Raw genomic sequence first — 22,211 nt, forward strand, 5'->3', positions numbered from 1 at the left:
CCGTTCGCTTCCATCAGGTCATCAGGTCATCAGGTCGTGACCGGGCAGGGCCGGGCAGAGCCGGGCAGGGACCAGGTCAGGCAGTCGTCAACTCGGGCTCTGCGGAAGGCAGTTTGGCGGCGCCGCCGAGCGCGACCCGCTCGGCCGCCGCGCCGGTCAGCGCGAACACCACGGCCGCGCCGATCCAGCCGACCGCGCCCGAGCCGAGCAGCAGCCCGGTGACCAGCACCGGCCCGAGCACCCGCTGCCCCGCCAGCCCGAGGCCGAAGACCGCCAGATAGCGTCCGCGCGCCTCGGGCGGGGCGAGCACGATCGACAGGTTCCAGGTGGCCGAGGTGCTGACCACCTCGCCGACCGACAGCGCCACGATCGCCAGCACCAGCATCAGTACGGACAGCCCGCCGTGCACCGCGGCCGCGGCGGCGAAACACAGGCTGCAGCCGGCCAGTGCCACCCCGCCCCACAGCAGCATCCGGCTGCTGCGCCGCACCTCGTCGGCGAGCCGGCTCACCGGCAGCTGGGCGACCACCACCAGCACGGTGTTGAGCGCGTACAGCACCGACACCGTCGCGGCCGGGGCGCTGGTGTGCTCCAGCACCCAGACCGGCATCGCCACCAGCAGCAGCACGTCGAAGAAGGACAGCAGGAAGTTCAGGCCGGTCAGCGCCAGGTAGTGGCGGTCCGGCAGGGCCCGGCGCCGACGGCCGGTCGCCTCGCCGGAACGCTCCCCGGCGGCGGCAGCAGCAGTGGCGGCGGCGGCCGGCCGGGCCGGGGCGGGCACCCGCAGCACCAGCACCGCACCGCCCAGGAAGGCCGCGGTGATCAGCACCATGGTGGTCCGGTAGGCCGTGACGGTGTCCAGGGTGAGGGTCACCCCGCCGGCCATCGCGCCCAGCCCCAGCCCGATGTTGCGCACCACGTTGACCAGTCCGAGCAGCCGGCTGCGGTCGCGCTGCTCGGGCAGCGCGGCGGCGACCAGCGCCTGGAGCACCGGCGGCCCGGCCCGGTCGAAGGCCACCGAGAACAGCGTGACCAGCAGGTACTGCCAGAGGTCCGTCACGAACGCGAAGGCCAGGAAGCACAGTCCGCGCCCGGCGTAGACGGTGGCGAGCACCCGTCGGGCGCCGTGCCGGTCGGCCAGCACCCCGGCGAGCAGCGAGCCGGCCAGCGCGACGGCGCCGGCCACCGCCAGGCCGGTCGCCACCTGGTTGGCGGTCAGACCGACGTGCCGGGTGAACCAGGCGATCGAACTGGCCGTGAACAGGCCGATGCCGAGCGACTGCACCAGCGCGGCCAGGGCCAGTCGGCGCCCTTCGGCGGAGAGTTCCCGCAGACCGACCGGCCCGCGCATCACTCCGCCCCGAAGTCGAAGTCGACCAGTTCGGTCAGCTCCATCTCGCGCACGATCCGGCGGATCCCGGAGAAGTCGCGCACCAGCAGGTTGTTGCCCGACTCCCGCCTGCAGTCCTCGACGATCTCGTCGGCCCGCTCGAACCCGGCGTGCTTCAGGATGCCCGGCCAGACCGCGAAGTCCTGGGCGACGAAGGCGTTCAGCGCCTGCGGCAGGGCGGTCACGAAGGCCCGCTGCTGCTCCTTGTTGAGGTGGGCGTACAGGCCCTTGGCGACCTCGACCATGACCGAGGAGTGGGCGGACTCGTCCCGGGCGTGCAGCCGGGGCACGAGCGCGTGCAGCGGCTGGACGGTCTCGTCGCGGGAGAGCAGCTCCAGGTAGGCGTTGACGCTGATCTCCGACACCGTGGTCCAGACCAGCTTGAGCAGGTCGCGCTCCCACTTCTCGGACACCTCGGCCTCGGCCGCCAGCAGCCGGCGGTAGGTGACGGTGTGCGGGTAGGCCGGCTCGGCGGTCACCTCGCGCAGCTCCCGGGTGCGCTGCATGGCGACCATGTGCATGTAGGTGTGCCACACCTCGTCGACGTGGGTCTGCTGCACGGCCCGCTTGGTGTGCACGCCGTCGGCGCCGGGGAAGACGCCGTGCATGATCATCGCGAAGGTCGGGTTCGCCACGTACTCCTCGGCGGCGATCACCCGCTCGTTGTAGACCAGCCAGGCCAGCGTCTGCACGGTCTGCCGCTGCTCGGGGGCCGCGGCCAGCCAGAGCGGGTGCTCGTCGAAGGGCAGCAGCCGCTCGGGGTAGTCGGGCAGCGCGGCGTCGTAGTCCCCGGTGTCGGGGTCGGTGACCTGGTCCAGGTCGGTGCGGACGGTGGCACGGCGCGGCCAGGAGGCGGCGAGCCGGCGCAGCACCGACTCGTCGATGCCGTGCGCGTGGCCCTCGCCGTGCCCGTCCGCGTGGTCCGGGCCGTCAGGGCCGTCCGTGGTGCCGGGGGTGTCGGTGTCGGGCAGCAGATCGGTCATCGGTCCTCCTCCTTGCGGGCCACCGCGTCGATGACGTCGGCGAGCAGGTTGATGCCGTGCGCCAGCCGGTCCTCGGCCAGCACGATCGGCGGCATGATCTTGAGCACCTGGCCGCGCGCCCCGGTGGTCTCCACCAGCAGTCCGGCGGCGAAGGCCGCACGCGAGATCCGGTCCGCCAGCTCGGGGTCGGTGAAGCCGAGGCCGCGGATCAGACCCCGGCCGCGCGGGGTGCAGCCGAGCTCGGCGAACCGGCGGGCGAGGCCGGCCAGCAGGCCGTCCAGCAGCTCGACCCGCTGGGTCAGGCCCCGGGTGAACTCCGGGTCGGCCCAGTGGTCCAGGCAGGCGGCGGCGGTGACGAAGGCCAGGTTGTTGCCGCGGAAGGTGCCGCTGTGCTCGCCCGGACCGAGCAGGTCCAGCTCCGGCCTGACCAGCACCAGCGCCATCGGCAGCCCGTAGCCGCTGATCGACTTGGACAGGCAGACCAGGTCCGGGGTGATCCCGGACTCCTCGAAGCTGAAGAAGGTTCCGGTCCGGCCGCAGCCGGCCTGGATGTCGTCGACGATCAGCAGGATCCCGCGCTCCCGGGCCAGGTGCGCCAGCCGGCGCAGCCACTCGGGGGTGGCGGTGGACAGGCCGCCCTCGCCCTGCACGGTCTCCACCACGAAGGCGGCGGGCTTGCCGATGCCGCTGCCCGGGTCGTCCAGCATCCGGGTCAGGTAGTCGATGGTGTCGACGCCCTCGCCGGCGAAGCCCTCGTACGGCATCCGCACCACGTTGCCGAGCGGGACGCCGGCCGCGTCGCGCTTGAACGCGGTGGCGGAGGCGGCCAGCGCGCCCAGCGAGAGGCCGTGGAAGCCGCCGGTGAAGGCGACGATGTCGGTGCGGCCGGTGACCCGGCGGGCCACCTTGAAGGCGGCCTCGATCGCGTTGGTGCCGGTCGGACCGGTGAACTGGATCCGGTAGTCCAGGCCGCGCGGCTCCAGCACGACCTCCTGGAAGCGCTCCAGGAAGCGGCGCTTGGCGCCGGTGTGCAGGTCCAGCCCGTGCACCGGGCCGTCCGCGAGCAGGTAGTCCATCAGCGCCTGCTTGGCGGCGGCCGGGTTGTGGCCGTAGTTCAGCGCGCCGGCGCCGGACAGGAAGTCCAGGTACTCGCGGCCGTCCTCGTCCCACATCAGGTGCCCGCTGGCGCGGGTGAAGACCGCCGGGAAGCGCCGGCAGTAGGTGCGGATCTCCGACTCCAGCCGGTCGAAGACCGCCGTGCCGGAAGAGGGGCCGGCGGGGAGGGTGGTGGTCATCGGGCGCTCCAGGGCTCGGTCGTGGAGATCAGGTCGATCTCCTCGGGGGTCAGGTCGGTGCGCGGCGACAGCGGGAAGCCGCCGTCCAGGGTGAGCCCGATCAGCTCGCGCATCCGGTCCGCGATCAGGTCCGGGGTGTACCGGGTCGGGGCCTCGGCGGCCTCGATCACCGCGGTCGGCGGGAAGAACCGGCCGCCCCGGGCCGGACGCACCACCGCGTCCCAGATGTTGAGGCTCTGCCCGCCCCAGTCGGCCCGGCCGCTGAACACCGAGTACAGCGGGATGCCGGCGGCGTCCGGGCGGCTGAGCGCCCGGTTGACCGGTTCGCTGACCATCTCGACGATCAGGCCGGCCGCGCCGGCGTCGCGCACCCGGCGGGCCTGCGCGAACATCCGCTCGGCGTCTTCGACGGAGTCGCCGTGCCGGCTCAGCTCGCCGCGCTGCGGGGTGTAGCCGAGGTGGCCGAGGGTGGTGCCGCCGGTCCGCGCCAGCACCTCCAGGCAGTCCAGGTCGCCGTCACCGGCCAGCTCGACCTTCACCGCGTCGGCGCCGGCCGCCCGGAAGCGCTCCCCGGCGGCGAGGGCGGCGGCGGGGCTCGCGGTCGCGCCGTCCGGCAGGTCGGCCAGCAGGAACGGCCGACGGCCCGCCGGGAAGTGCGCGTCGAGCTCCTTGCGCACCTCCGCGACCAGCCCGACCAGGGTGTCCAGCGCCCACGCGCGCTCGGCGTCGTCCGCCAGCACGGTGCTCGAACGGCCCAGATGGGTCATGAAGTAGGAGTCGCCGACCATCACGCACTCCAGCGGGCAGTCGGCCAGTTCGGGCGCCTCCAGCGCCCCGGCCAGGCCCTCCACCTCGTAGCCCCGGTAGGCGTTGACCTTGAGGCCGACGCGCGACGGGGCGTCGTAGCGGCGCAGGAACGGCGCGAGGCCGGAATGCCCCAGAACCACCGTGTCAGTGCTCATCGGTGCCCTCCCGGTAGATCTTGTTGATGCGGTCGATCGCCTCCGCCACCAGTTGCGGCGGTGCGGCGGTGAAGCAGAGCCGGGCCCAGCCCCCGCAGTGGGCGCCGAACACCCGGCCGGGGGCCAGTCCCACGCCCGACTCGGCGCAGCGGCCGACGAAGCTCTCGCCGTCGCCGTACCCGGTCAGGTCGAGGAAGGTGTAGAGACCGCCGGAGACCGCGGTGTGCGGGATCTCCAGCTTGGAATCGGCCAGCCACCAGGCCGCGGCGGCCCGGTCGCGGCGCCGGGTCAGCTCCTCGGCCGGGGTGCGCAGCGCCTCCAGGGCGGCGAACTGGGCGGCGCTGGAGACCGAGTAGAGCGAGTGCAGCGACCACTTGGTCAGCGGCTCGGTCAGTCCGGGCGGCGAGACCAGGAAGCCCACCCGGGCGCCCGGCATCGCGTAGGTCTTGCTGCAGCTGTACACCGAGAAGGTGCGCTCGGCGGCCCGCCCGACGGTGGCCGGGTCGATGAAGCCGGCCCGGGTGAAGTCGTAGTTCTCGTAGGCGTTGTCGGCGATCAGCCACAGGTCGTGCCGCTCGGCCAGCTCGGTGAGCGCCGCCAACTGGGCGTCGGTCAGCCGGTAACCGGTCGGGTTGTTGGGGTTGTTGAAGTAGATCGCGCGGGTCCGGTCGGTCACCGCCCGCTCGATCACCGCCAGGAAGTCGAAGTCGGCGTCGGCGCTGAGCTCCAGGAAGACCGGCACCTCGCGCGGCACCCCGCCCGCCGCGTGCACCAGGCCGGTGGCGAACAGCCACTGCGGGGACAGCACCAGCACCTCGTCGCCGCGCTCCAGGATCGCGTGCAGCACCACCGAGATGGCGTGGGTGCCGCCGTTGGCCACCAGCACCTGGGCGGGCTCGACCGGGCTTCCCCGGCGGGCCGACAGGTGCTCGGCGAAGGCCTCGCGCAACTGCCGGACGCCGCCGGGCGGGCCGTGCTGGTGGGCCGCGACCGCGAACTCCTCGGCGCTCCACGGGCGGGGGCGGGCGCAGGGCTCGAACACCGTCTTGCCCTGGTGCAGGCCGATCGGGGCCAGGTCGCCGCTGCGGCTGAGCAGTTCCTCGACCCGGACCAGGGGTGAGGGCGGAATCTCTCTGAGGTCTCGCGCCAGTGACGGCATGCTCGGGTGCTCCTCGGTTCTCGGGTGGTCTGGCGGACGGTCGATCAGGGAGCTGCTCTGCTGGATGTGTCGGGTCTGCTGGGTGTGCTGGATGTGCTCGGCGTGCCGGGGGTCAGACGGACTTCGGGTGCGCGGGCCGGTGCAGCCCGAGGTGGTCGCGCAGCGTGGTGCCCTCGTACTCGGTGCGGAACAGGCCGCGGCGCTGCAGCTCGGGGACGACCAGGTCGGCGAAGTCGGTCAGGCCGTCCGGCAGCACCGGCGGCATCACGTTGTAGCCGTCGGCCGCCCCGCCGGTGAACCACTCCTCCATCGCGTCCGCGATCTCCTCCGGGGTGCCGATCAGCACCCGGTGGCCGCGGCCGCCGGAGACGGACTGGTAGAGCTGCTTGATGGTCAGCCCCTCGCGCCGCGCCTTGTCGTAGACCAGCCGCTGCCGACTGGTGCTGCCCTGGGTCTCGGGCAGTTCGGGCAGCGGGCCGTCCACCGGGCTGCCGGAGACGTCGACGTCGCCCAGCAGCTGGGTGAGCAGGCCGAACCCGACCACCGGGTCGACGAGTTCCTGCAGCACGGCGTACTTGTCCTCGGCCTCGGCCCGGGTGCGGCCGACCACCGGGAACAGCCCGGGCATGATCTTCACCTGCTCCGGGTCGCGCCCGTGGGACCGGACCTGCTCGCCCATCGCCCGGTAGAAGGCCTGGCCCTCGGCGAGGGTCTGGCTGGCCGTGAAGATCACCTCGGCCCACTGGGCCGCGAAGTCCTGGCCGTCGGCGGAGGCGCCGGCCTGGATCAGCACCGGGTAACCCTGCGGCGGGCGGGCCACGTTGAGCGGGCCGGCGACCGAGAAGTGCTCGCCCCGGTGGCCCAGCAGGTGCAGCTTCTCGGGCCGGAAGAAGCGCCCGCCGTCCTTGTCGTAGAGGAAGGCGTCGTCCTCCCAGCTGTCCCACAGCCCGGTGACCACCTCCATGAACTCCCGGGCCCGGTGGTAGCGGGCGCCGTGGTCCGGCTGGGAGTCCCGGTTGAAGTTGCGGGCCTCCGCGTCGGTCACCGAGGTGACGATGTTCCAGGCCGCCCGACCGGCGCTCAGGTGGTCGATCGAGGCGAACTTGCGGGCCAGGTGGAAGGGTTCGTTGTACGTCGTGGAGGCCGTCGCGGCCAGGCCGATCCGCTCGGTGGACACCGACAGCGCGGAGAGCAGGGTGATCGGGTCGAACTGCAGGAACCGGCCCCAGCGGCTGAGCTCCTCGGCGTCCTGGTACGGGGTGCGGATGCCGACGCCGTCCGCGACGAAGAACATGTCGAACTTGGCCCGCTCGGCGGTCCGGACCAGCTCCCGGTAGTGGCTGAAGTCCAGGCCGCCGTCGGCCCTGGCCACCGGGTGCCGCCAGGAGGCGACGTGGTACCCGGGGACCAGCATGAAGGCCCCCAGCTTCATCATCCGGCGTGTGCCGCCCATGACCTTTCCCTCCTGTCGGTTGTCGCTCCGCCGTGTGCTGCGCGGTCCTGTGCTGCTCGGTCGTGTGCTGCGCGGCCTCAGAGCCCGAGGCCGTCCGGCTCCCCGGCCAGACCCCAGTGGGTGTCGTCGCTCTGCTGGCCCCCCTGGCCCGCCAGCGGCGTGCGACCCCAGTGGGTGTCGTCGTCACCCGCCAGCGGCGAGCGACCCCAGTGGGTGTCGGCCGACTGCCGGGCCAGGCCCCAGTGGGTGTCGTCGCTCTGCTGGTCCCCCGGGCCGGCCAGCGCCAGGACCGCCATCGCCCCGGCGGCCAGGCCGAGCACCGTGCGGGTCAGGATCCTGGTCTTCGTCATCGCGCTCTCCCCGCTGTGCCGTCCGCCGCGCTCTGCGGCGGCTACCGTCCGTCCGGTCGGGCGTCCCCGACGGAGGACAGTCCAGTCGGGTGCGCTTTCCAACCACCTTCCACTCGGCCTCGAACGGCACCCGAGTGCCGAAAGGCGATCAGAAGGAGTCCAGAAGGGGGTTGCGGCAGCGGGCCGCCCACGCCGGGCCGCGCCCGTCACCACCGGGCGGGCCTCCGGGCCGGGCCCGCGCGCCGCCGCCCGCGGTCGGCGAACTTCCTGTCCACCCAACGGAATTGGTTGAACCGGAACAAACATCGTGCCTAGACTGCGTAAAGCCAACTAGGCTGGAATTGTTGCTTGTTGACGGATCATGAAGCCGGTGGTCCACTCTGCCGCACACCGGCGGCAGGCTGTCGGCGAATGCGTCGGACCAGCAACTTCAGCCACTGGTAACGAGGTTGCTTGCAGTCGGCGGCCGATCGAGGTACGGCGCCGCATCCATCGACACAAGGGGATGACTGGATTCCGCCCGAAGGATCTCCGCCTGTCGGGCATCGCCGAAGCGGTGCCCGAGTTCGCGTGCGAGCCGACGAGTTCACCGGTCGGACCATTGATTGATCGACAACAGCGCCGCACCGCACCGGCGTTCGCGTTTTATCGGTCCGCCGACCGGCGGGCAGGGAATGCGACGGGAGAGGAGAGTCGACTCGGGCCGAGGACACGGCGTCGACTGCGTCGGGGCCGTGCACATTCGACGTGGTGATCAGCATGCAAGCTGCGAGGGTTCGCCACCCCGCAGCTACGGGGGTCGAGTTGTATGGCGAACGAACGGGGGATCATGAACGATGCAGTGGAGCCGTCACGCCCGGACCACCCGAACGAATCCGGGAGCATCATCGAAGCGTCGCCGCAGGCCTCGCGACCCGAACCGAGCGGCCTGCTCGGCGACACCGTCGTGCTGGTCCGGGTCGAGTCGCTGCTGCCCGCGGACTCACCGCGGGTGGCCGGCGAATCCGACGCGCACGTCCGGCTGCTGGCCGAGGTGGACGAGCCGCTGCCACCGATCGTCGTCCGGAGGGACACCGGGCAGGTCGTCGACGGCATGCACAGGGTCCGTGCGGCCGCCCTGCGCGGCCAGGAGTTCATCCGGGCCCGGCTCTTCGAGGGGCGCGACGAGGACGCCTTCGTCCTGGCCGTCCGCCTCAACCACGCACACGGCCTGCCGTTGACCGAGGCGGACCGGACCTCGTCCGCGGAGCGGATCATCGCCTCGCATCCGCAGTGGTCCGACCGCCGCATCGCGGAGGCCTCCGGGCTGGCGGCGAGGACCGTCGCCGCGGTCCGGCGCCGTTCAACTGCCGACCATCCGCAATTGAACGCCCGTTTGGGCAGGGACGGTCGGATCCGCCCGCTCAACGCCGCGGAAGGCCGCCTGCTCGCCAGCCGGCTGATGGCCGACGACCCGACGGCGTCCTTGCGCGAGGTCGCCGACGCCGCGGGAATCGCGGTCGCGACGGCCCGGGACGTCCGGCAGCGGATGCTCCGCAGCCAGGACGTGGTACCCCCTCGGCAGCGGCGACGTCAACCCTCGCCCGGTACGGGGGTCGGCGGCCCGGTGGACACGATGCCCCAGGGCCAGGGGGCGGCGTACCCCGCGAACTCCAGAACGCTGGAGAGCCTGCGCAAGGACCCCTCCCTGCGCCTGTCCGACTCCGGCCGCCAGCTGCTGCAGCTGCTCAACGTCCACCTGGCGAAGCCGGACCAGTGGAACCGGCTGGCGCACGGCGTACCGACGCACCGGGCGGACGCCGTGGCCCTGATGGCACGCGCCTGTGCCGAGCAGTGGCTGGAGTTCGCCCGCGCCATGGACGGCCGGTCCGAGACCGCCGGGCCGCCGTCCGCGACCTGACCCGTGGCATTCGACCGCAGCCGAGGGCCACGGACGCACACCGGAACGCACCAAGCGGGAAGAGCGCCCGGAGCCCCCGGGCGATGACACCGGCCGGACGCCTTCCCGTCTCTTCCATCCCTGATGCTACGGAGGCGGCATGACCGCGACATCACAACCACCGGCCGCACTGCGGTGGTGGACGCTGACGGTGGTATCCGTCGGCACCTTCATGCTCATGCTCGACCTGAGTATCGTGGCCATCGCGCTGCCGGGTATCCACGAATCCCTGGACGCCGATTTCAACGACATGCAATGGGTCTTCGACGCCTATGCGTTGACCCTCGCGGCCTTTCTCGTCACCGCGGGCGCGGTGGCGGACCGCAGCGGCCGCAAGAAGACCTTCACCGTGGGCCTCGTGGTCTTCACCCTGGCGTCGCTGGCCTGCGGTCTCGCCGGGAACATCGGCATGTTGAACATCAGCCGGGGCGTCCAGGGCATCGGGGCGGCCGTCATGTTCGCGGTCGGTCCGGCCCTGCTGGGACACGAGTTCCACGGCAAGGAGCGGGCCAAGGCGTTCGGGGCGTTCGGTGCCGCGGTGGGCATCGCGGTCGCCACCGGGCCCCTGATCGGCGGCGCGCTCACCAGCGGTCCCGGCTGGCGGTGGATCTTCCTCATCAACGTCCCGGTCGGCGGGGTGGCCTGCCTGTTGGCGATGCGCCGGCTCCGGGAGTCGCGCTCGGGGACGGCGAACCCGCCGGACGTCCTGGGCATGGTCACCTTCACGGTCAGCCTCGCCGCCCTGGTGCTCGCCATCATCCGCGGCAACACCGACGGGTGGTTCTCGGCGACCAACATCGCGCTGTACGTCGTCTCCGCGGTGTCCCTCTGCGCGTTCGCGGCCCTGACCCGAGCCCGTGGCGAACGGGCCATGTTCGACGTGACGGTCTTCCGCAGCCCCACCTTCATCGGCCTGTGCGTGGTGACGTTCCTCGCCAACGTGGCGGGCCTTCCGCCCATCTTCCTGGAGACGAACTACCTGCAGAGCGTGCTGGGCAGTTCGCCCTGGGAGGCCGGACTGCAGTTCCTGCCGCTCTCGCTCGGCATGTTCTTCTTCGGTGCGGCGGCCGGCGGCATGGCCGGCCGGGTGCCGTTCCGGGTCGTCATGGCGGCCTCCCAGGTCCTGCTCGGCGGGGCCCTGCTGCTGACGCTGTTCAGCGACCCCGAGAACAGCTGGACGGCGCTGGTCCCCAGCCTGCTGGTGACCGGTGCGGCGTTCGGCCTGTTCAACCCGACCCGGGCGGCGCTGGCCATCGGTGTCGCCGAGCCGGCCAGGGCCGGTGTCGCGTCCGGCATCAACGAGACATTCCAGCAGGTGGGCACCGCCCTCGGGATCGCGGTCGCGGGGTCGATCTTCGAGAACCGGGTCGCGCAGGCGTTCCTGCATTCCGGCTCCGCCGGCCTGCTGGGGCCGCACGCCGGGGAGACCGCGACGGCGATCAGTGCCGGCAGCATCGACACGGCCGCGCGCGCGGCGGGCCCCGGACTGTTCGATCGCATCGTCGACGACGGCCGAGCCGCCTTCACCACCGGATTCCACGACGCCATGGTCCTCTGCGCCGTGGTCGCCCTGGTGGCGGCCGTGATCGCGGCGTTCTCACTGCGGGCCAAGGACCTGCACGCGACCGCCCTGGACGGCATCCCGCCGGACCTGGCGGCGGAGCCGCAGAACCCCGGCACCCCCGAGGCGGCCCACCAGTAGGGCCGTCCGCCCGCCCCCGGTGGGCACCCCACGGCCGGCCGTCCGCATTCCGCCCCACGGGGCACGGAACGCGGGCGGCCGGCCGTTCCCGTTCGTCGAACTCCCCCCGCGACTTCGACGAACCCGTCCCGCCGCTGACATGTTCGCGCGCAATTCGCGGGTGAATCGGCAGGCGACCGGAAGCCGTTGCCCGCACCACAATCAGGCTGTTAGTGTCGCAAACACTTTCGGGAGCGATCCCGCCCCACGCGAATCGATCGCAAAGACCAGAGAATTCACCGGAGTTCCGCGTTTCACCGCGACCTCCGATCACTACCCGGTGGCGAATTCCGACCACGCCGCCGCCGACGGCCACGCCCAGGAAGCGGAATTCATCCGCACGCCCGGATTCCCCCTGCCGCCCGGCCGCCGGTTCTTCGGCTTTCGCCACTCCGCCCGCCCGCCGGCGGGCGCGCACAGGAATGCGCCGGTACCGGGCGCGCCGTTCTTCGAGAACCGCTCCGCCGCGTTCCGCGAAAAACCACGTCAAGGAGACACGGGGAAATGAACCACTCGCACTTGATGGACCGGGTCGACCTCCCCGTCGACCGGATTCCGACCCGCTGGTACAACGTCATGCCGGACCTGCCGCGACTCCCGGAGAAGTACCTCGACAATGCCACCGGCCGGCCGGTCACCAAGGAGTACATGGAGCGTCTCTTCTCCAAGGCCATGGCCGCGCAGGAGAGTTCGCTGGAGCGCTGGATCACCATCCCGGAACCGGTGCGCGACGCCTACCGGATGTGGCGTCCGACGCCGCTCATCCGCGCCGTCGCCCTGGAGCGCGAGCTCGGCACACCCGCACAGATCTGGTTCAAGTACGAGGCGACCTCGCCCAGCGGCAGCCACAAGCTCAACTCCGCCTTGGCGCAGGCCTATTACGCGAAGCGAGACGGCCACACCAAGCTGGTGACGGACACCGGCGCCGGCCAGTGGGGCACCGCGCTGGCCCTCGCCTGCCGGCTCATGGGCCTGGACCTGCTGGTCTTCATGGTCCGGGCGAGCTACCACCAGAAGCCCTACCGGCGTCACCTGATGGAGACGTACGGGGCCGAGGTCCGTCCCAGCCCCGGTGACTCCACCGAGTTCGGCCGCAAGCTGCTCGCGGAGAACCCCCACCACCCGGGCAGCGAGGCCACCGCCGTCAGCGAGGCCATCGAGTGCGTCTACGACGACCCGGGCGCCCGGCTCGCGGTCGGGGCCTTCTCCAACCACTGCCTGCTGCACCACACGGTCATCGGCCAGGAGGTGCGTGAGCAGCTCAAGGAGGTCGGCCGCTCCCCCGACTACCTGATCGCCTCCGTCGGCTGCGGCTCCAACCTCGGCGGCTTCGCCTTCCCGTTCCTGGAGGACAAGCTCAACGGCGCGGACATCGACATCGTCGCGGCCGAACCCGACGCCTGCGCACCGCTGACCCGCGGCGAGTACCGCCTCGACTTCGCGGACGCGGGCGGACGCGGCCCCGGCGTGTACACCTACACCCTCGGCCACGACTTCGTGCCCCCGCCCATCCACGCCGGCGGCCTGCGGTACCACGGCTGCGCCCCCCAGGTGGGCCTGATCCGGCACGAAGGCCTGCTGGACGCGGTCGCCTACCCGCAGACGGAGGTCTTCGAGGCCGGCACCCTCTTCGCCCGCACCCAGGGCTACCTGCCGGCACCGGAGACCAACCACGCCATCCGCGCGGTCATCGACAAGGCGGAGGAGTGCAAGCGGACCGGACGCGACGCCACCATCGTGTTCTGCTACAGCGGCCACGGCCTGCTCGACCTGGAGGCGTACGGCCGGTTCAACGCGGGCGCGCTGCGCGACGTCGAGGAAGAGGACTTCGTCACCCCGGGTCCGGAGGTGACGGCCTCGTGAAGTCGTACCCGCTGCACATCGACGGACAGGACGTCGAGGGCGACCGCTGGATCTACGTGGTGCGCTCCTCCGCCTTCCTGGAGGACCCCAAGCCCGCGTTCGACCTCAAGCGCTCCCTGGAGCTCAACCGCGGCGCGGTACCGACCGACGACGTCGTCGCCCGTTGCGCGCTGGGCGGCATGGACGCCAACGACGCCGCCGTCCGGGCCGCCCGGAAGGCGAGCCGGGCCTGGGGCCGCACCCCGCAGGCGGTCCGCAGCCGGATCGTCGTCGAGTTCAACCGGAGGCTCGCCGCGCGGGCCGACGAGCTGATCGAGATCCTGATCGCCGAGGGCCACCCCCGCCGGCTCGCCCAGTGGGAGGTGAGCGGCATGCTGTGCGGCACGGACGAGGCCACCATCCGGTGGTACGAGTCCCAGCTGCACCAGACCTTCGAGTCGCAGGGCCGGCGGATCGACCTGGTCCGCAAGCCGGACGGCGTCGTGTGCGTCAACCCGCCGCAGAACGCCGCCGGTTCGAACTCCACCATGGGCATCTTCGCCCTGCTCGCCGGCAACACGCTCGTGGTGAAGGCGCCCCGCTCCTCGCCGCTGAGCGTGATGTTCGTCTACCGCGAGCTCCTGGTACCGATCCTCCAGGAGCACGGTGCGCCGCCCGGCACGGTGAACCTGATCTGCGGCCCCGCCGCGGGGATCCTCCGCGACTGGGTCTCCAACCCGCTGGTCGACGACATCCTGTTCTTCGGTGACAGCCCGGCCGGGCTCAAGCTCGGCGAGGAGTGCCTCAGGAACGGCAAGAAGGCGGTCCTGGAGCTGGCCGGCAACGACGGGTTCGTCGTCTGGCGGGACGCCGACCTCGACGCCGCGGCCCGTGCCCTGGAGGAGAGCTTCTACGGTTCGAGCCAGATCTGCATGGTCCCCAAGTACGCGGTGGTCCACCCGGCGGTGGCCGAGGAGTTCCTGGACCTGTTCGTGGAGCGGGTCCGCAAACTGCGTCCCGGACAGCCCGAGGACCCGGAGGTCCTGCTCAGCCCGGTGCTGAAGGTCGACCGTTTCTTCGACTTCAAAGCGGAGGCCCTCGGCGCCGGCGGACGACTCCTCTGCGGCGGGGAGCGGGTCGGCCTCGACGGGCTGGAGTCGCCCACGGGCCTCTTCTGCGAGCCCACGGTCATCCGTCTCGACGGGCTGGAGCGGGCCCGCGGCCTGTCCGTGGTCGGGGAGGAGACCTTCTTCCCGCTGCTCCCGGTGATCGTCCCGGACGAGGACTCCGACGAGCGGCTCTTCGAGGCCGTCGTCGACTTCCTCGACGGCAACGCCTACGGGCTGCGGAACTCGCTGTGGACCCGGGACGAGGACCTCGTCGACCGGTTCGCCACCGAGGTCGGCAACGGCGGCCAGTTGAAGATCAACGACTCGCACATCGGGTTCAGCCCGATCCTGTCGACCCACGGCGGCAACCGGCAGACCGGCGGCCCCTACGGGGAGCTCAACTACGCCGGACTGCGCACCACGCACCTCCAGGGCATCGTCCGCGGCACCGGCGATCCCCGCCCCCTGGACCCACGGGTCCTCACCACGACGGAGAAGGCGGACGACTGACGCCATGTCGACCAACGGTTCTCCCCCGGGCCCACCCCGGCGCACCCGGTCGGCCGTCGAACGGTTCGACGTGATCGTCGTGGGCGGTCGCTGCGCCGGGTCGCCGCTCGCGACCCTCCTGTCCCGCGCCGGCCTGCGGGTGGCGCTGATCGAACAGGCGGTGTTCCCGAGGCCGACCCTCTCCTCGCACCTGATGGAGGCGGACGGACTGCTGTTCCTCAAGCGGCTGGGCCTGCTGGAGGCCGTCGAGGAGACCGGCGTGCGCTTCATGAAGCGTGCCGACACCAGGCTCGACGACGTCCGCTTCACCGAGCGCTTCCCGCTCCGCTTCGACGACGTCGGTGGCGCCGCGTTCCTGCGGCGCCACCTGCTCGACTCGATCCTGCTGAACGGGGCGATCGAGTCCGGCGCCGACGTCCGGACGGACACCAAGGTCGTCGAACTCCTGTGGGACGACGGCCGGGTGTGCGGTGTGCGGACCCGGACCAAGGGCTCCGAGGCACGTCTGCACGCCCCGCTCGTGGTGGGTGCGGACGGCCGCAGCTCGACCGTCGCGTCCCTGTGCGGGTCCCGCAAGTACAACGTCAACCGCAACCAGCGCAGCTACTACTTCACCTTCTTCGAAGGGGCCGACCCGGCCTACTCCGACCTGTTCGTGTTCCACCGCTGGGGGGACCGGATGGTGTGGGCCGGGCCGGCCGACCACGGCCTGTACCTGGTCGGCGTCTCCCCCGAGGCCCATGAACGGGAGTACTTCCGCCGCCACACCGAACGCGGACTGCTCGCCCACATGCGCGCCTGCGAGCCCACCGCGGCGGCACTGGCCGACGCCCGCATCGCCGACCGGATCTCCGGCATCGTGAAGTTCGAGGGCTACTTCCGGCAGGCCACCGGCCCCGGCTGGGTGCTCGTCGGCGATGCCGGGCACTTCAAGGACCCGTCGGCGGGCCGGGGCATCGGCGACGCCTTCCTCCAGGTCGAGGCGCTGGCCCAGGCCGTCGTCGACGGCCTGGGCGGCTCACCACGGCACCTGGACCGGACGCTCCGGCGCTGGGGCCACTGGCGCGACCGACGCTTCGAGGGCCACTACTGGCTGGCCACCACCCTGGGCGAGGCGGGCGCCCTGCCGCCGATGGTTCCCGAAGCCGTCCGGGCGCTGAACGAACGCGGTGAGACCGACCGCTTCCTGGACCTGTTCAGCCACCGCTCGCGCTACTACGACGTGTTCCCGCTCCGGGACCTCGGCGTGGCCACCGGACGCCTGCTGCTGTCCGGCCGTGCTCCGCGCGGGCCGCTGATCGGGCAAACGGCCCGGCTGCTGGCCCGCGAACCGCGCCGGCGCTGGATCAACCGCCATCCCGCGCTGGCGAGTTCGGACCTGACCTCGGCCCCCCGGGCGGAGCGGGGGCAGCCGGCCCCGACGGACGACCGGACGACCGGCCCCTCCCCCGCCCCCGCGGGCCGGACGGCGCCGGCGCCGGCGCCGGCGCCGGCGCCGGAGCGACACCACGAGAGAACGGGGAACTGACAGATGTCGCAGGCAGCGGACGAGCGCCGCATGGAGGCCGACGTCGTCGTCGTCGGCGCCGGACTGGCCGGGCTGACGGCGACCCGCACGCTGAAGGACGCCGGGTACACCGTGCGGCTGTTGGAGGCCCGCGAGCGGGTCGGCGGCCGGCTCAAGGGGTTCGACCTGGGCGACGGCAAGGCAGTGGACCTCGGCGGCGAGTACTTCGGGGACAAGAGCACCGCCATCGCCGCGACCGCCGCGTCCGTCGGCGTCCGAGGGTTCCGGACGTACGACGAGGGCAGGCGGATCACCGTCCTCGACGGCCGCCGGTACGAGTACACCGGGCTGTTCCCGTGGCGGGTCGGACCGGCCACCCTGGCCGACTTCGGGCAGGCGGTGCTCAGGATCGAACGACTGGCCCGGACCGTCCCGCCCGAGGCCCCCTGGCGGGCGCCCAACGCGCGGTGGCTGGACAGCCAGACCTTCTGGTCCTGGTGCCGCCGCAACACGGTCACCCCCGCGGCCCGGGCCTTCCTCACCATGGTCATGGAGGCGGGCTACTGCGCCTCCCCGGCCGACCTGTCGCTGCTGCACGTGCTGTACTACGCCAACGCCTCGGGCGGCTTCCGCTACCTGGTGGAGGTCAGCGGCGGCATCCAGCGCTACCGGTTCGAGGGCGGCGCCCACAGCATCCCGGACCGGCTCGCCGCCCGGCTGCCCGAGGAGCTGCGCACGGGCGCGGCCGTACGGCGCGTCGAACAGCGCGCGGACTCGGTGCTCGTCAGCGGGACCGGCTTCGAGGTGCGGGCGCGCTACGCCGTGATCGCCCTTCCCGTCACGCTCGCCGGTCGACTGGTCTACGAGCCCGCACTGCCGGGCAGCCGCGACCAGTTCACCCAGCGGATGCCCGCAGGTGCGGCGATCAAGTGCCTGGCGGTCTACGACGAACCGTTCTGGCGGGCCGACGGACTGAGCGGCCAGGTCACCAGCAATCGGGGCCCCTTCCGGGTCGCCTTCGACACGTCGCCGTCCGACGGCAGCCCCGGTGTGCTGTCCGCCTTCGTCACCGGATCGGCGGCCCGGGCACTGGCCCGGCTGACGCCGTCCGAACGGCGTGCCGCGGTGCTCACCGGACTCGCCGAGGCCTTCGGCCCGCAGGCCGCACGGCCCCGCGCCTTCGTCGAACAGAACTGGCTGGACGCGGAGTTCACCCGCGGCTGCTACCACGGCTTCGCCCCGCCGGGCCTGTACACGGCCTACGGCCAGGCGCTGCGCACGCCGATCGGACTCATCCACTGGGCGGGCACCGAGAGCGGCGTGCACCAGATGGGCTCGATGGGCGGCGCCGTCGACTCCGGCCGCCGTGCGGCCCGCGAGATCATCGCCCGGGACTCCGGGGAGTCCGTCCGGCAGCTCGCGGCCGCGGACCCGGTGCGCCGTGGCTAGGCGGGTCGGCCCGGCACCGGCCGCGCCCCTCCTGGTGGTCGGCGGCTACGGCGTGGTCGGGGCGCAGGTGTCCCGGCTCCTGCGGCAGCGCCACCCGCGGCTGCCGCTGGTCCTCGGCGGCCGCACCCCCCGGCACGCCCGAGCGCTGGCCGCCTCGATCGGGGCGTCGACGGTCACCGTCGACGTCGGCGCCGAGGAACCGCTGGCCGCCCTGCCGGAGCGTCCGGCGGCGGTCCTGGCCGTGGTGAGCGACCCGGACGACCACCTGATCGTCGATGCCATGCGGCGGGGCATCCCGATCGCGGACATCCACCGTGCCGCGCCGGCCGGGATCCTGGACATCACGGTGGCCGCGGCCAGGGAACGACCGCCCGCCCCCGTGCACCTGTCGGGGAGCTGGTTCGCCGGACTCGGCGCACTGTCGGCCGCTGCGGCCGTGCGCGAACTGGGTGCCGCCGAACGGGTCGACATCACCGTCCTCGCCTCGACGGACGACCGGGTCGGGCCGGACTCCTGGGGGTTCGGCGAGCGCCTCGCCTGGCCGTACTACCCGATGCACGACGGCCGGCGACGGCCCACCCAGCCGCTGTCCGACCTGCGCGAGGTGCGCTGTCCGGACGGTGTGGTGCGGGCGGCCGCGCTGATCGGGACCCTGGAGCAGAGCACGGCACCGCTGCTGCTCCGGGTCCCGACCGTACGGACCCGGCTGGCGCTGCAGAGCCGGGCCTCGCTGTACGGACTGGTCGGCCTCAAGCGGTCCGGTACGCTCCGGCTGCTGGCCCGGCCGGGCCTGCGCCGGGTGCGCTCCGCACTGCTGGAACGCCCCGGCACCGGGGACTTCGCCGGTCTGACGGTCACCGCGAGCAACGCCACCCGCTCCGTCTCGGTCGAACTGCTCGACCCCTCGGGCCAGGCGCACCTGAGCGCACTCGGAGCGGTGCTGGCCGCCGAACGGGTGCTGGCTCCGGACACGGCACCCGGGATCTCCTTCCCCGAGCAGTACGCGGAGCCGGCCGCGGACCTCGACGCCCTGCGCCGGGCCGGCGTCGTGGTCCGGCTCTCGGGCTTCACCCGGCCCCCCGGCCCCCATCCGTCGACGACGGCACGAAAGGACATCGCATGAGCAGGGAGTCAGGGAGCACGGCGGCGCTGTTGCTCGGCGGGCTGCGCGGCATCGGCGGTGCGGCGTTCCTGGTGCCGGGGGTCGGCGCCAGGACGCTCGGCATCCCCGACGACGCCGAAGGGCGCTACCTGGTCCGGTTGTTCGCCGCGCGCAACCTGGCCCTGGCCGCCGGGCTGCTGGCCAGCCGGGGCGACGCACGGCGGCTGTGGTACCGGGCCGGGATCGCCTGCGACGCGCTGGACGTGGCGGCCGGACTGCTCGGGTTCCGGGCCGGCAAGAAGCGCTCCGCCGCGGCGGTCGACACCGCGGCCTCGCTGCTGGCGACGGGCCTCGGCGTGGCGGGACTGCTCGCGACGGACCGCGCCGAGGTGGCCGAGTGAACGCGGCCGGCGCCACGGACCGGGTGTGCGTGATCGGGGCCGGTGCCTCGGGAATCGCGGCGTGCCGGTCGCTGGCGCTGCGCGGCATCCCGTTCGACTGCTTCGAGCGCGGCCCGCAGGTGGGCGGCCTCTGGCGCTACCCGCCGCCGCAGGGCCGCGGCCCCGGCTACCCGTCACTGTTCGCCAACACCTCCAAGTCGGTGATGCAGTACCCGAGTCACCCGATGCCCGAGGACTTCCCCGACTACCCGCACCACGCCCAGGTGGCCCGGTACTTCGACGACTACACGGACCGCTACGACCTGCGTCGGCACATCCGCTTCGACACCGGGGTCCGGCGGGTCGAACCGGTCGGTGACAGCTGGGCGGTGACCCTCGACGACGGAACGGCCCACCGCTACCAGGCGGTTGTGGTGGCGTCCGGCGGCCGGCACGGCGAGCCGGTCCACGCCCGTTTCGACGGCGAGTACACCGGCCGTCAGCTGCACTCCGTCGACTACGCGGGACCGGAGGAGTTCGCCGGCCGCACCGTCGTCGTCGTGGGGCTGGGCGCCACCGCGGCGGACATCGCGACCGAGGTGTCACGGGTCGCCGGGACCACCCTGCTGGCGGTGCGCACCGGTCACTACGTGGTCCCCAAGATCCTGGAGGGCCGTCCGATCGACCGCCTCTCCCCCCTGATGAGGCGGCTGACCCCGGAGCAACGGAGCCCCCTGGTCTCCCTCGTCATCAAGCTCGTGCACGGCGACATGACGGACTGGGGCCTGCCCGCACCGCCCTACCGGCCGGGTCGGGGTCCGCTGATCGCCAACAGCGAGTTCCTGCCGGCCATCGCGCACGGCCGGATCACCCCGAAGCCGGTGATCGTGTCCGCCGAGGGCGGCAAGGTCCGGTTCGGCGACGGCGAGGTGGTGGACGCGGACGCGATCATCCACTGCACCGGCTACCGCCTGGCGTTCCCGTTCCTCGACGAGTCGCTGGTGCGCGGTGGGGACGACGCACCGCCGCTCTACCACCAGGCGGTGCCGCCGGAGCTCCCGGGTCTGTACTTCGTCGGCCTGCTGCACTCGATGACCGCACTGATGCCACTGGCCGAGGCCCAGTCGGAGTGGATCGGCGACCTGCTGACCGGCACCGTGCGGCTGCCCCCGCGCGGCGAGATGTGGTCCCGGATCCGGGCGGCCCGGCGCCGCCAGGACCGACGCTTCCACGACTCCTCGGGGCACCTGCTGGTGGATCCGCACGAGTACGAGCGCCTCCTCGCCGACGAGCGCCGTACCCACTCGACGAGGAGGACACATCCATGAGCACCACCGGTGGCGAACCGGCGCGGCGGACGACGATTCCGCTCTCCGCGCGCCGCACCAGTCCGATCGGCCTGCTCCGCAGCGCGGTCGGGCCGCGTCTCCCGATCCTGCGGCCGTTCAACATCGGCCTGATGGCCGAGGCCGCCGCGGAGCGGTTCGGACGGGTGCCGATCTACCTGGACCAGCCCTTCGCCTGGGACCCGCAGCAGCGGGTGGAGCTCGACTACGTCGAGTTCGCCGTGCTGGTCCGCCAGATGTCGGCGGTACTGAGCCGGGCCGGCGTCAGGCGCTGGGACCGGGTGGCGATCGTCAAGAGCCCCAACTACGACATCCAGGCGCTCGCCTGGGCCTGCGCCCGGATCGGCGCGATCCCGGCCCTGCTGTCCGCGCGGCTGGACCCCGACATCCTCGCCGTCCTGCTGGACCGGCTGAAGCCCGGTTTCGTGGTGACCGACCCGGCGACCGCCGCCCACGCGCGACTGGACGCGGCCCGGCTGCGCGACCTCTCCTGCACGGCCATCGCCCCGATCGACGGCGGCATCCCGGTGGAGGACCTCTGGGGCGGCCCGGTGCCGGCACCCGACCCGCTCAAGCCGGACGATCCGATGATGATCACCCACACGTCCAGCACCACCGGGGTGTCGAAGCTCGCCGAAATCTCCTGCACCGGCGTCTCGTTCACCGCCGGGGTCGAGGCGATGGCCCCGTTCGTCCACTCCCCCGACGAGTTGTTCGCCAGCGCCATCTCGCACGTGCACGTCCGGGCCACCACGACCCAGCTGGCCGCCTTCTCCCGCGGGACTCCGTTGCTGGGCATCGGCAACCCGGACGACGAGACCGTCCTGAGCCTCTTCGGCCGCTACCGGCCGACCATCGTGGAGGCGCACCCCAACGCCTTCGTGGGCTGGGAGCCGCTGGCGGACCATCCGTCGAACCCGTTCGCCAGCGTCCGGGTCTTCTTCAACACCTTCGACGCGATCCACCCCCGGACCGTCCGCCGGCTGCTGGACGCCTCCCAACGCACCATGCCGGTCTGGCTCCAGTCCTACGGGATGACCGAGACGCAGGTGGTGACACTGCGGATGCAGACCAGGGGCTCGGTACGGCGCCAGAGCGGGCGGGAGTCGCGCAGCGTCGGCTGGCCCGTGCCCGGCGTGCGGGTGCGGATCGCCGACCCCGCCACCGGCCGGCGCCGGCGTTCACAGACCGACCCCGGCATGGTCCAGGTGCGCACCCGCGCGCAGGCGTTGGCCTTCGTCGGCACTCCGGACACGTTCTCCAGGCGCCGGCACGGCCGGTGGTTCGACACCGGGGACTGGGGCCGGCGCGGCCGCTGGCACCAGGTCGAGGTCCTCGACCGGGTCGCCGACCGCATCGACGGTGTCGAGAGCTGCCTGTGGATCGAGGACGTGCTGCTCGACCGCATCCCCGACGCGGAGGAGGTCGTGGTGGTGCCGGACGGCGACGGCAAGCCCGTCCCGGTCGTCTGCATGCGCGACGGGAAGCCGCTGGACGAGGACGCCTGGCGCACCGCCTCGGCGGGCCTGACCGGCCTCGGGGCTCCACTCCTGGTCGACCGCGCCGAACTCCGCCGGACCGCGACGGTCAAGGCCCGGCGCTACCTGCTCACGGAAAAGCTCAAGGCCGGTGGGGGTGACGGATCGGAAGCGATCCGCCCTGACGTCGTGTTGCGCGAAGGCGCTTAGGAGGAG

The 22,211-nt window shown here is 72.6% G+C and carries 18 protein-coding genes; 11 read left to right on the forward strand and 7 right to left on the reverse strand.

All coding sequences use genetic code 11. The features are described 5' to 3' along the window. Window positions 1-76 precede the first annotated feature (76 nt). The 7 genes from ACIP4P_RS18620 to ACIP4P_RS18650 all read right to left on the reverse strand — a co-directional run bounded on the left by ACIP4P_RS18620 (window position 77) and on the right by ACIP4P_RS18650 (window position 7,592). Window positions 77-1,351 carry an MFS transporter gene (locus ACIP4P_RS18620; protein WP_400919711.1) on the reverse strand — a complete coding sequence of 425 codons (1,275 nt, stop codon included), beginning with the start codon at window positions 1,349-1,351 and terminating at the stop codon, window positions 77-79. Next, window positions 1,351-2,373, reverse strand: a complete 1,023-nt coding sequence (locus ACIP4P_RS18625; protein WP_400919713.1) for a diiron oxygenase — start codon at window positions 2,371-2,373, stop codon at window positions 1,351-1,353. Before ACIP4P_RS18625 ends, ACIP4P_RS18620 begins: the two co-directional genes overlap by 1 nt. Beyond that, window positions 2,370-3,668 (reverse strand): diaminobutyrate--2-oxoglutarate transaminase, encoded by a 1,299-nt coding sequence (gene ectB / locus ACIP4P_RS18630; RefSeq protein ID WP_400919715.1) that lies wholly within the window; start codon window positions 3,666-3,668, stop codon window positions 2,370-2,372. The genes ACIP4P_RS18625 and ectB overlap by 4 nt, the downstream gene beginning before the upstream one ends. Then, window positions 3,665-4,630, reverse strand: a complete 966-nt coding sequence (locus tag ACIP4P_RS18635) for a 3-methyl-2-oxobutanoate hydroxymethyltransferase (protein ID WP_400919716.1) — start codon at window positions 4,628-4,630, stop codon at window positions 3,665-3,667. Before ACIP4P_RS18635 ends, ectB begins: the two co-directional genes overlap by 4 nt. After that, on the reverse strand, window positions 4,620-5,789 hold the full coding sequence (locus ACIP4P_RS18640; protein ID WP_400919718.1) for a pyridoxal phosphate-dependent aminotransferase: 1,170 nt from the start codon (window positions 5,787-5,789) through the stop codon (window positions 4,620-4,622). The genes ACIP4P_RS18635 and ACIP4P_RS18640 overlap by 11 nt, the downstream gene beginning before the upstream one ends. A 112-nt stretch (window positions 5,790-5,901) precedes the next feature. Next, window positions 5,902-7,242, reverse strand: a complete 1,341-nt coding sequence (locus ACIP4P_RS18645; RefSeq protein ID WP_400919720.1) for an LLM class flavin-dependent oxidoreductase — start codon at window positions 7,240-7,242, stop codon at window positions 5,902-5,904. A gap of 77 nt (window positions 7,243-7,319) precedes the next feature. After that, window positions 7,320-7,592 carry a hypothetical protein gene (locus tag ACIP4P_RS18650; RefSeq protein ID WP_400919722.1) on the reverse strand — a complete coding sequence of 91 codons (273 nt, stop codon included), beginning with the start codon at window positions 7,590-7,592 and terminating at the stop codon, window positions 7,320-7,322. 829 nt (window positions 7,593-8,421) lie between these two features. Between ACIP4P_RS18650 and ACIP4P_RS18655 the strand changes: the two genes are divergently transcribed. The 11 genes from ACIP4P_RS18655 to ACIP4P_RS18705 all read left to right on the forward strand — a co-directional run bounded on the left by ACIP4P_RS18655 (window position 8,422) and on the right by ACIP4P_RS18705 (window position 22,205). Next, on the forward strand, window positions 8,422-9,492 hold the full coding sequence (locus tag ACIP4P_RS18655; protein WP_350513298.1) for a hypothetical protein: 1,071 nt from the start codon (window positions 8,422-8,424) through the stop codon (window positions 9,490-9,492). Between the two features lie 139 nt (window positions 9,493-9,631). After that, window positions 9,632-11,233, forward strand: coding sequence for an MFS transporter (locus tag ACIP4P_RS18660; protein WP_400919724.1), 1,602 nt, complete (start codon window positions 9,632-9,634; stop codon window positions 11,231-11,233). A gap of 139 nt (window positions 11,234-11,372) precedes the next feature. Further along, window positions 11,373-11,780 (forward strand): hypothetical protein, encoded by a 408-nt coding sequence (locus ACIP4P_RS18665; RefSeq protein WP_400919726.1) that lies wholly within the window; start codon window positions 11,373-11,375, stop codon window positions 11,778-11,780. After that, window positions 11,777-13,135, forward strand: coding sequence for a TrpB-like pyridoxal phosphate-dependent enzyme (locus ACIP4P_RS18670; RefSeq protein WP_400919728.1), 1,359 nt, complete (start codon window positions 11,777-11,779; stop codon window positions 13,133-13,135). Before ACIP4P_RS18665 ends, ACIP4P_RS18670 begins: the two co-directional genes overlap by 4 nt. Then, window positions 13,132-14,733, forward strand: coding sequence for an aldehyde dehydrogenase family protein (locus ACIP4P_RS18675; protein WP_400919730.1), 1,602 nt, complete (start codon window positions 13,132-13,134; stop codon window positions 14,731-14,733). Before ACIP4P_RS18670 ends, ACIP4P_RS18675 begins: the two co-directional genes overlap by 4 nt. Window positions 14,734-14,737: 4 nt before the next feature. After that, a complete protein-coding gene (locus ACIP4P_RS18680; protein ID WP_400919732.1) occupies window positions 14,738-16,261 on the forward strand; it encodes an NAD(P)/FAD-dependent oxidoreductase in 1,524 nt (507 codons plus the stop codon). Between the two features lie 3 nt (window positions 16,262-16,264). Beyond that, complete coding sequence (locus ACIP4P_RS18685) at window positions 16,265-17,689, forward strand: flavin monoamine oxidase family protein (RefSeq protein ID WP_400919734.1); 1,425 nt, start codon at window positions 16,265-16,267, stop codon at window positions 17,687-17,689. Then, window positions 17,682-18,812, forward strand: a complete 1,131-nt coding sequence (locus tag ACIP4P_RS18690; protein WP_400919736.1) for a saccharopine dehydrogenase — start codon at window positions 17,682-17,684, stop codon at window positions 18,810-18,812. The genes ACIP4P_RS18685 and ACIP4P_RS18690 overlap by 8 nt, the downstream gene beginning before the upstream one ends. Next, on the forward strand, window positions 18,809-19,192 hold the full coding sequence (locus tag ACIP4P_RS18695) for a hypothetical protein (protein ID WP_400919738.1): 384 nt from the start codon (window positions 18,809-18,811) through the stop codon (window positions 19,190-19,192). Before ACIP4P_RS18690 ends, ACIP4P_RS18695 begins: the two co-directional genes overlap by 4 nt. After that, window positions 19,189-20,499 (forward strand): flavin-containing monooxygenase, encoded by a 1,311-nt coding sequence (locus ACIP4P_RS18700; RefSeq protein WP_400919739.1) that lies wholly within the window; start codon window positions 19,189-19,191, stop codon window positions 20,497-20,499. The genes ACIP4P_RS18695 and ACIP4P_RS18700 overlap by 4 nt, the downstream gene beginning before the upstream one ends. Continuing rightward, on the forward strand, window positions 20,496-22,205 hold the full coding sequence (locus tag ACIP4P_RS18705) for an AMP-binding protein (protein ID WP_400919741.1): 1,710 nt from the start codon (window positions 20,496-20,498) through the stop codon (window positions 22,203-22,205). Before ACIP4P_RS18700 ends, ACIP4P_RS18705 begins: the two co-directional genes overlap by 4 nt. The last annotated feature ends 6 nt before the right edge of the window (window positions 22,206-22,211 follow it).

The organism is Kitasatospora sp. NPDC089509, assembly GCF_044749365.1.
In the GTDB taxonomy this organism is placed as follows: Bacteria; Actinomycetota; Actinomycetes; order Streptomycetales; family Streptomycetaceae; genus Kitasatospora.

What these genes read in the sequence shown, in the direction of transcription:
- ACIP4P_RS18620 (WP_400919711.1), bottom strand. Translation starts at nt 1,351, where the DNA reads ATGCGCGGGCCGGTCGGTCTGCGGGAACTCTCCGCCGAAGGGCGCCGA.
- ACIP4P_RS18625 (WP_400919713.1), bottom strand. Translation starts at nt 2,373, where the DNA reads ATGACCGATCTGCTGCCCGACACCGACACCCCCGGCACCACGGACGGC.
- ectB (WP_400919715.1), bottom strand. Translation starts at nt 3,668, where the DNA reads ATGACCACCACCCTCCCCGCCGGCCCCTCTTCCGGCACGGCGGTCTTC.
- ACIP4P_RS18635 (WP_400919716.1), bottom strand. Translation starts at nt 4,630, where the DNA reads ATGAGCACTGACACGGTGGTTCTGGGGCATTCCGGCCTCGCGCCGTTC.
- ACIP4P_RS18640 (WP_400919718.1), bottom strand. Translation starts at nt 5,789, where the DNA reads ATGCCGTCACTGGCGCGAGACCTCAGAGAGATTCCGCCCTCACCCCTG.
- ACIP4P_RS18645 (WP_400919720.1), bottom strand. Translation starts at nt 7,242, where the DNA reads ATGGGCGGCACACGCCGGATGATGAAGCTGGGGGCCTTCATGCTGGTC.
- ACIP4P_RS18650 (WP_400919722.1), bottom strand. Translation starts at nt 7,592, where the DNA reads ATGACGAAGACCAGGATCCTGACCCGCACGGTGCTCGGCCTGGCCGCC.
- ACIP4P_RS18655 (WP_350513298.1), top strand. Translation starts at nt 8,422, where the DNA reads ATGAACGATGCAGTGGAGCCGTCACGCCCGGACCACCCGAACGAATCC.
- ACIP4P_RS18660 (WP_400919724.1), top strand. Translation starts at nt 9,632, where the DNA reads ATGACCGCGACATCACAACCACCGGCCGCACTGCGGTGGTGGACGCTG.
- ACIP4P_RS18665 (WP_400919726.1), top strand. Translation starts at nt 11,373, where the DNA reads ATGTTCGCGCGCAATTCGCGGGTGAATCGGCAGGCGACCGGAAGCCGT.
- ACIP4P_RS18670 (WP_400919728.1), top strand. Translation starts at nt 11,777, where the DNA reads ATGAACCACTCGCACTTGATGGACCGGGTCGACCTCCCCGTCGACCGG.
- ACIP4P_RS18680 (WP_400919732.1), top strand. Translation starts at nt 14,738, where the DNA reads ATGTCGACCAACGGTTCTCCCCCGGGCCCACCCCGGCGCACCCGGTCG.
- ACIP4P_RS18685 (WP_400919734.1), top strand. Translation starts at nt 16,265, where the DNA reads ATGTCGCAGGCAGCGGACGAGCGCCGCATGGAGGCCGACGTCGTCGTC.
- ACIP4P_RS18695 (WP_400919738.1), top strand. Translation starts at nt 18,809, where the DNA reads ATGAGCAGGGAGTCAGGGAGCACGGCGGCGCTGTTGCTCGGCGGGCTG.
- ACIP4P_RS18705 (WP_400919741.1), top strand. Translation starts at nt 20,496, where the DNA reads ATGAGCACCACCGGTGGCGAACCGGCGCGGCGGACGACGATTCCGCTC.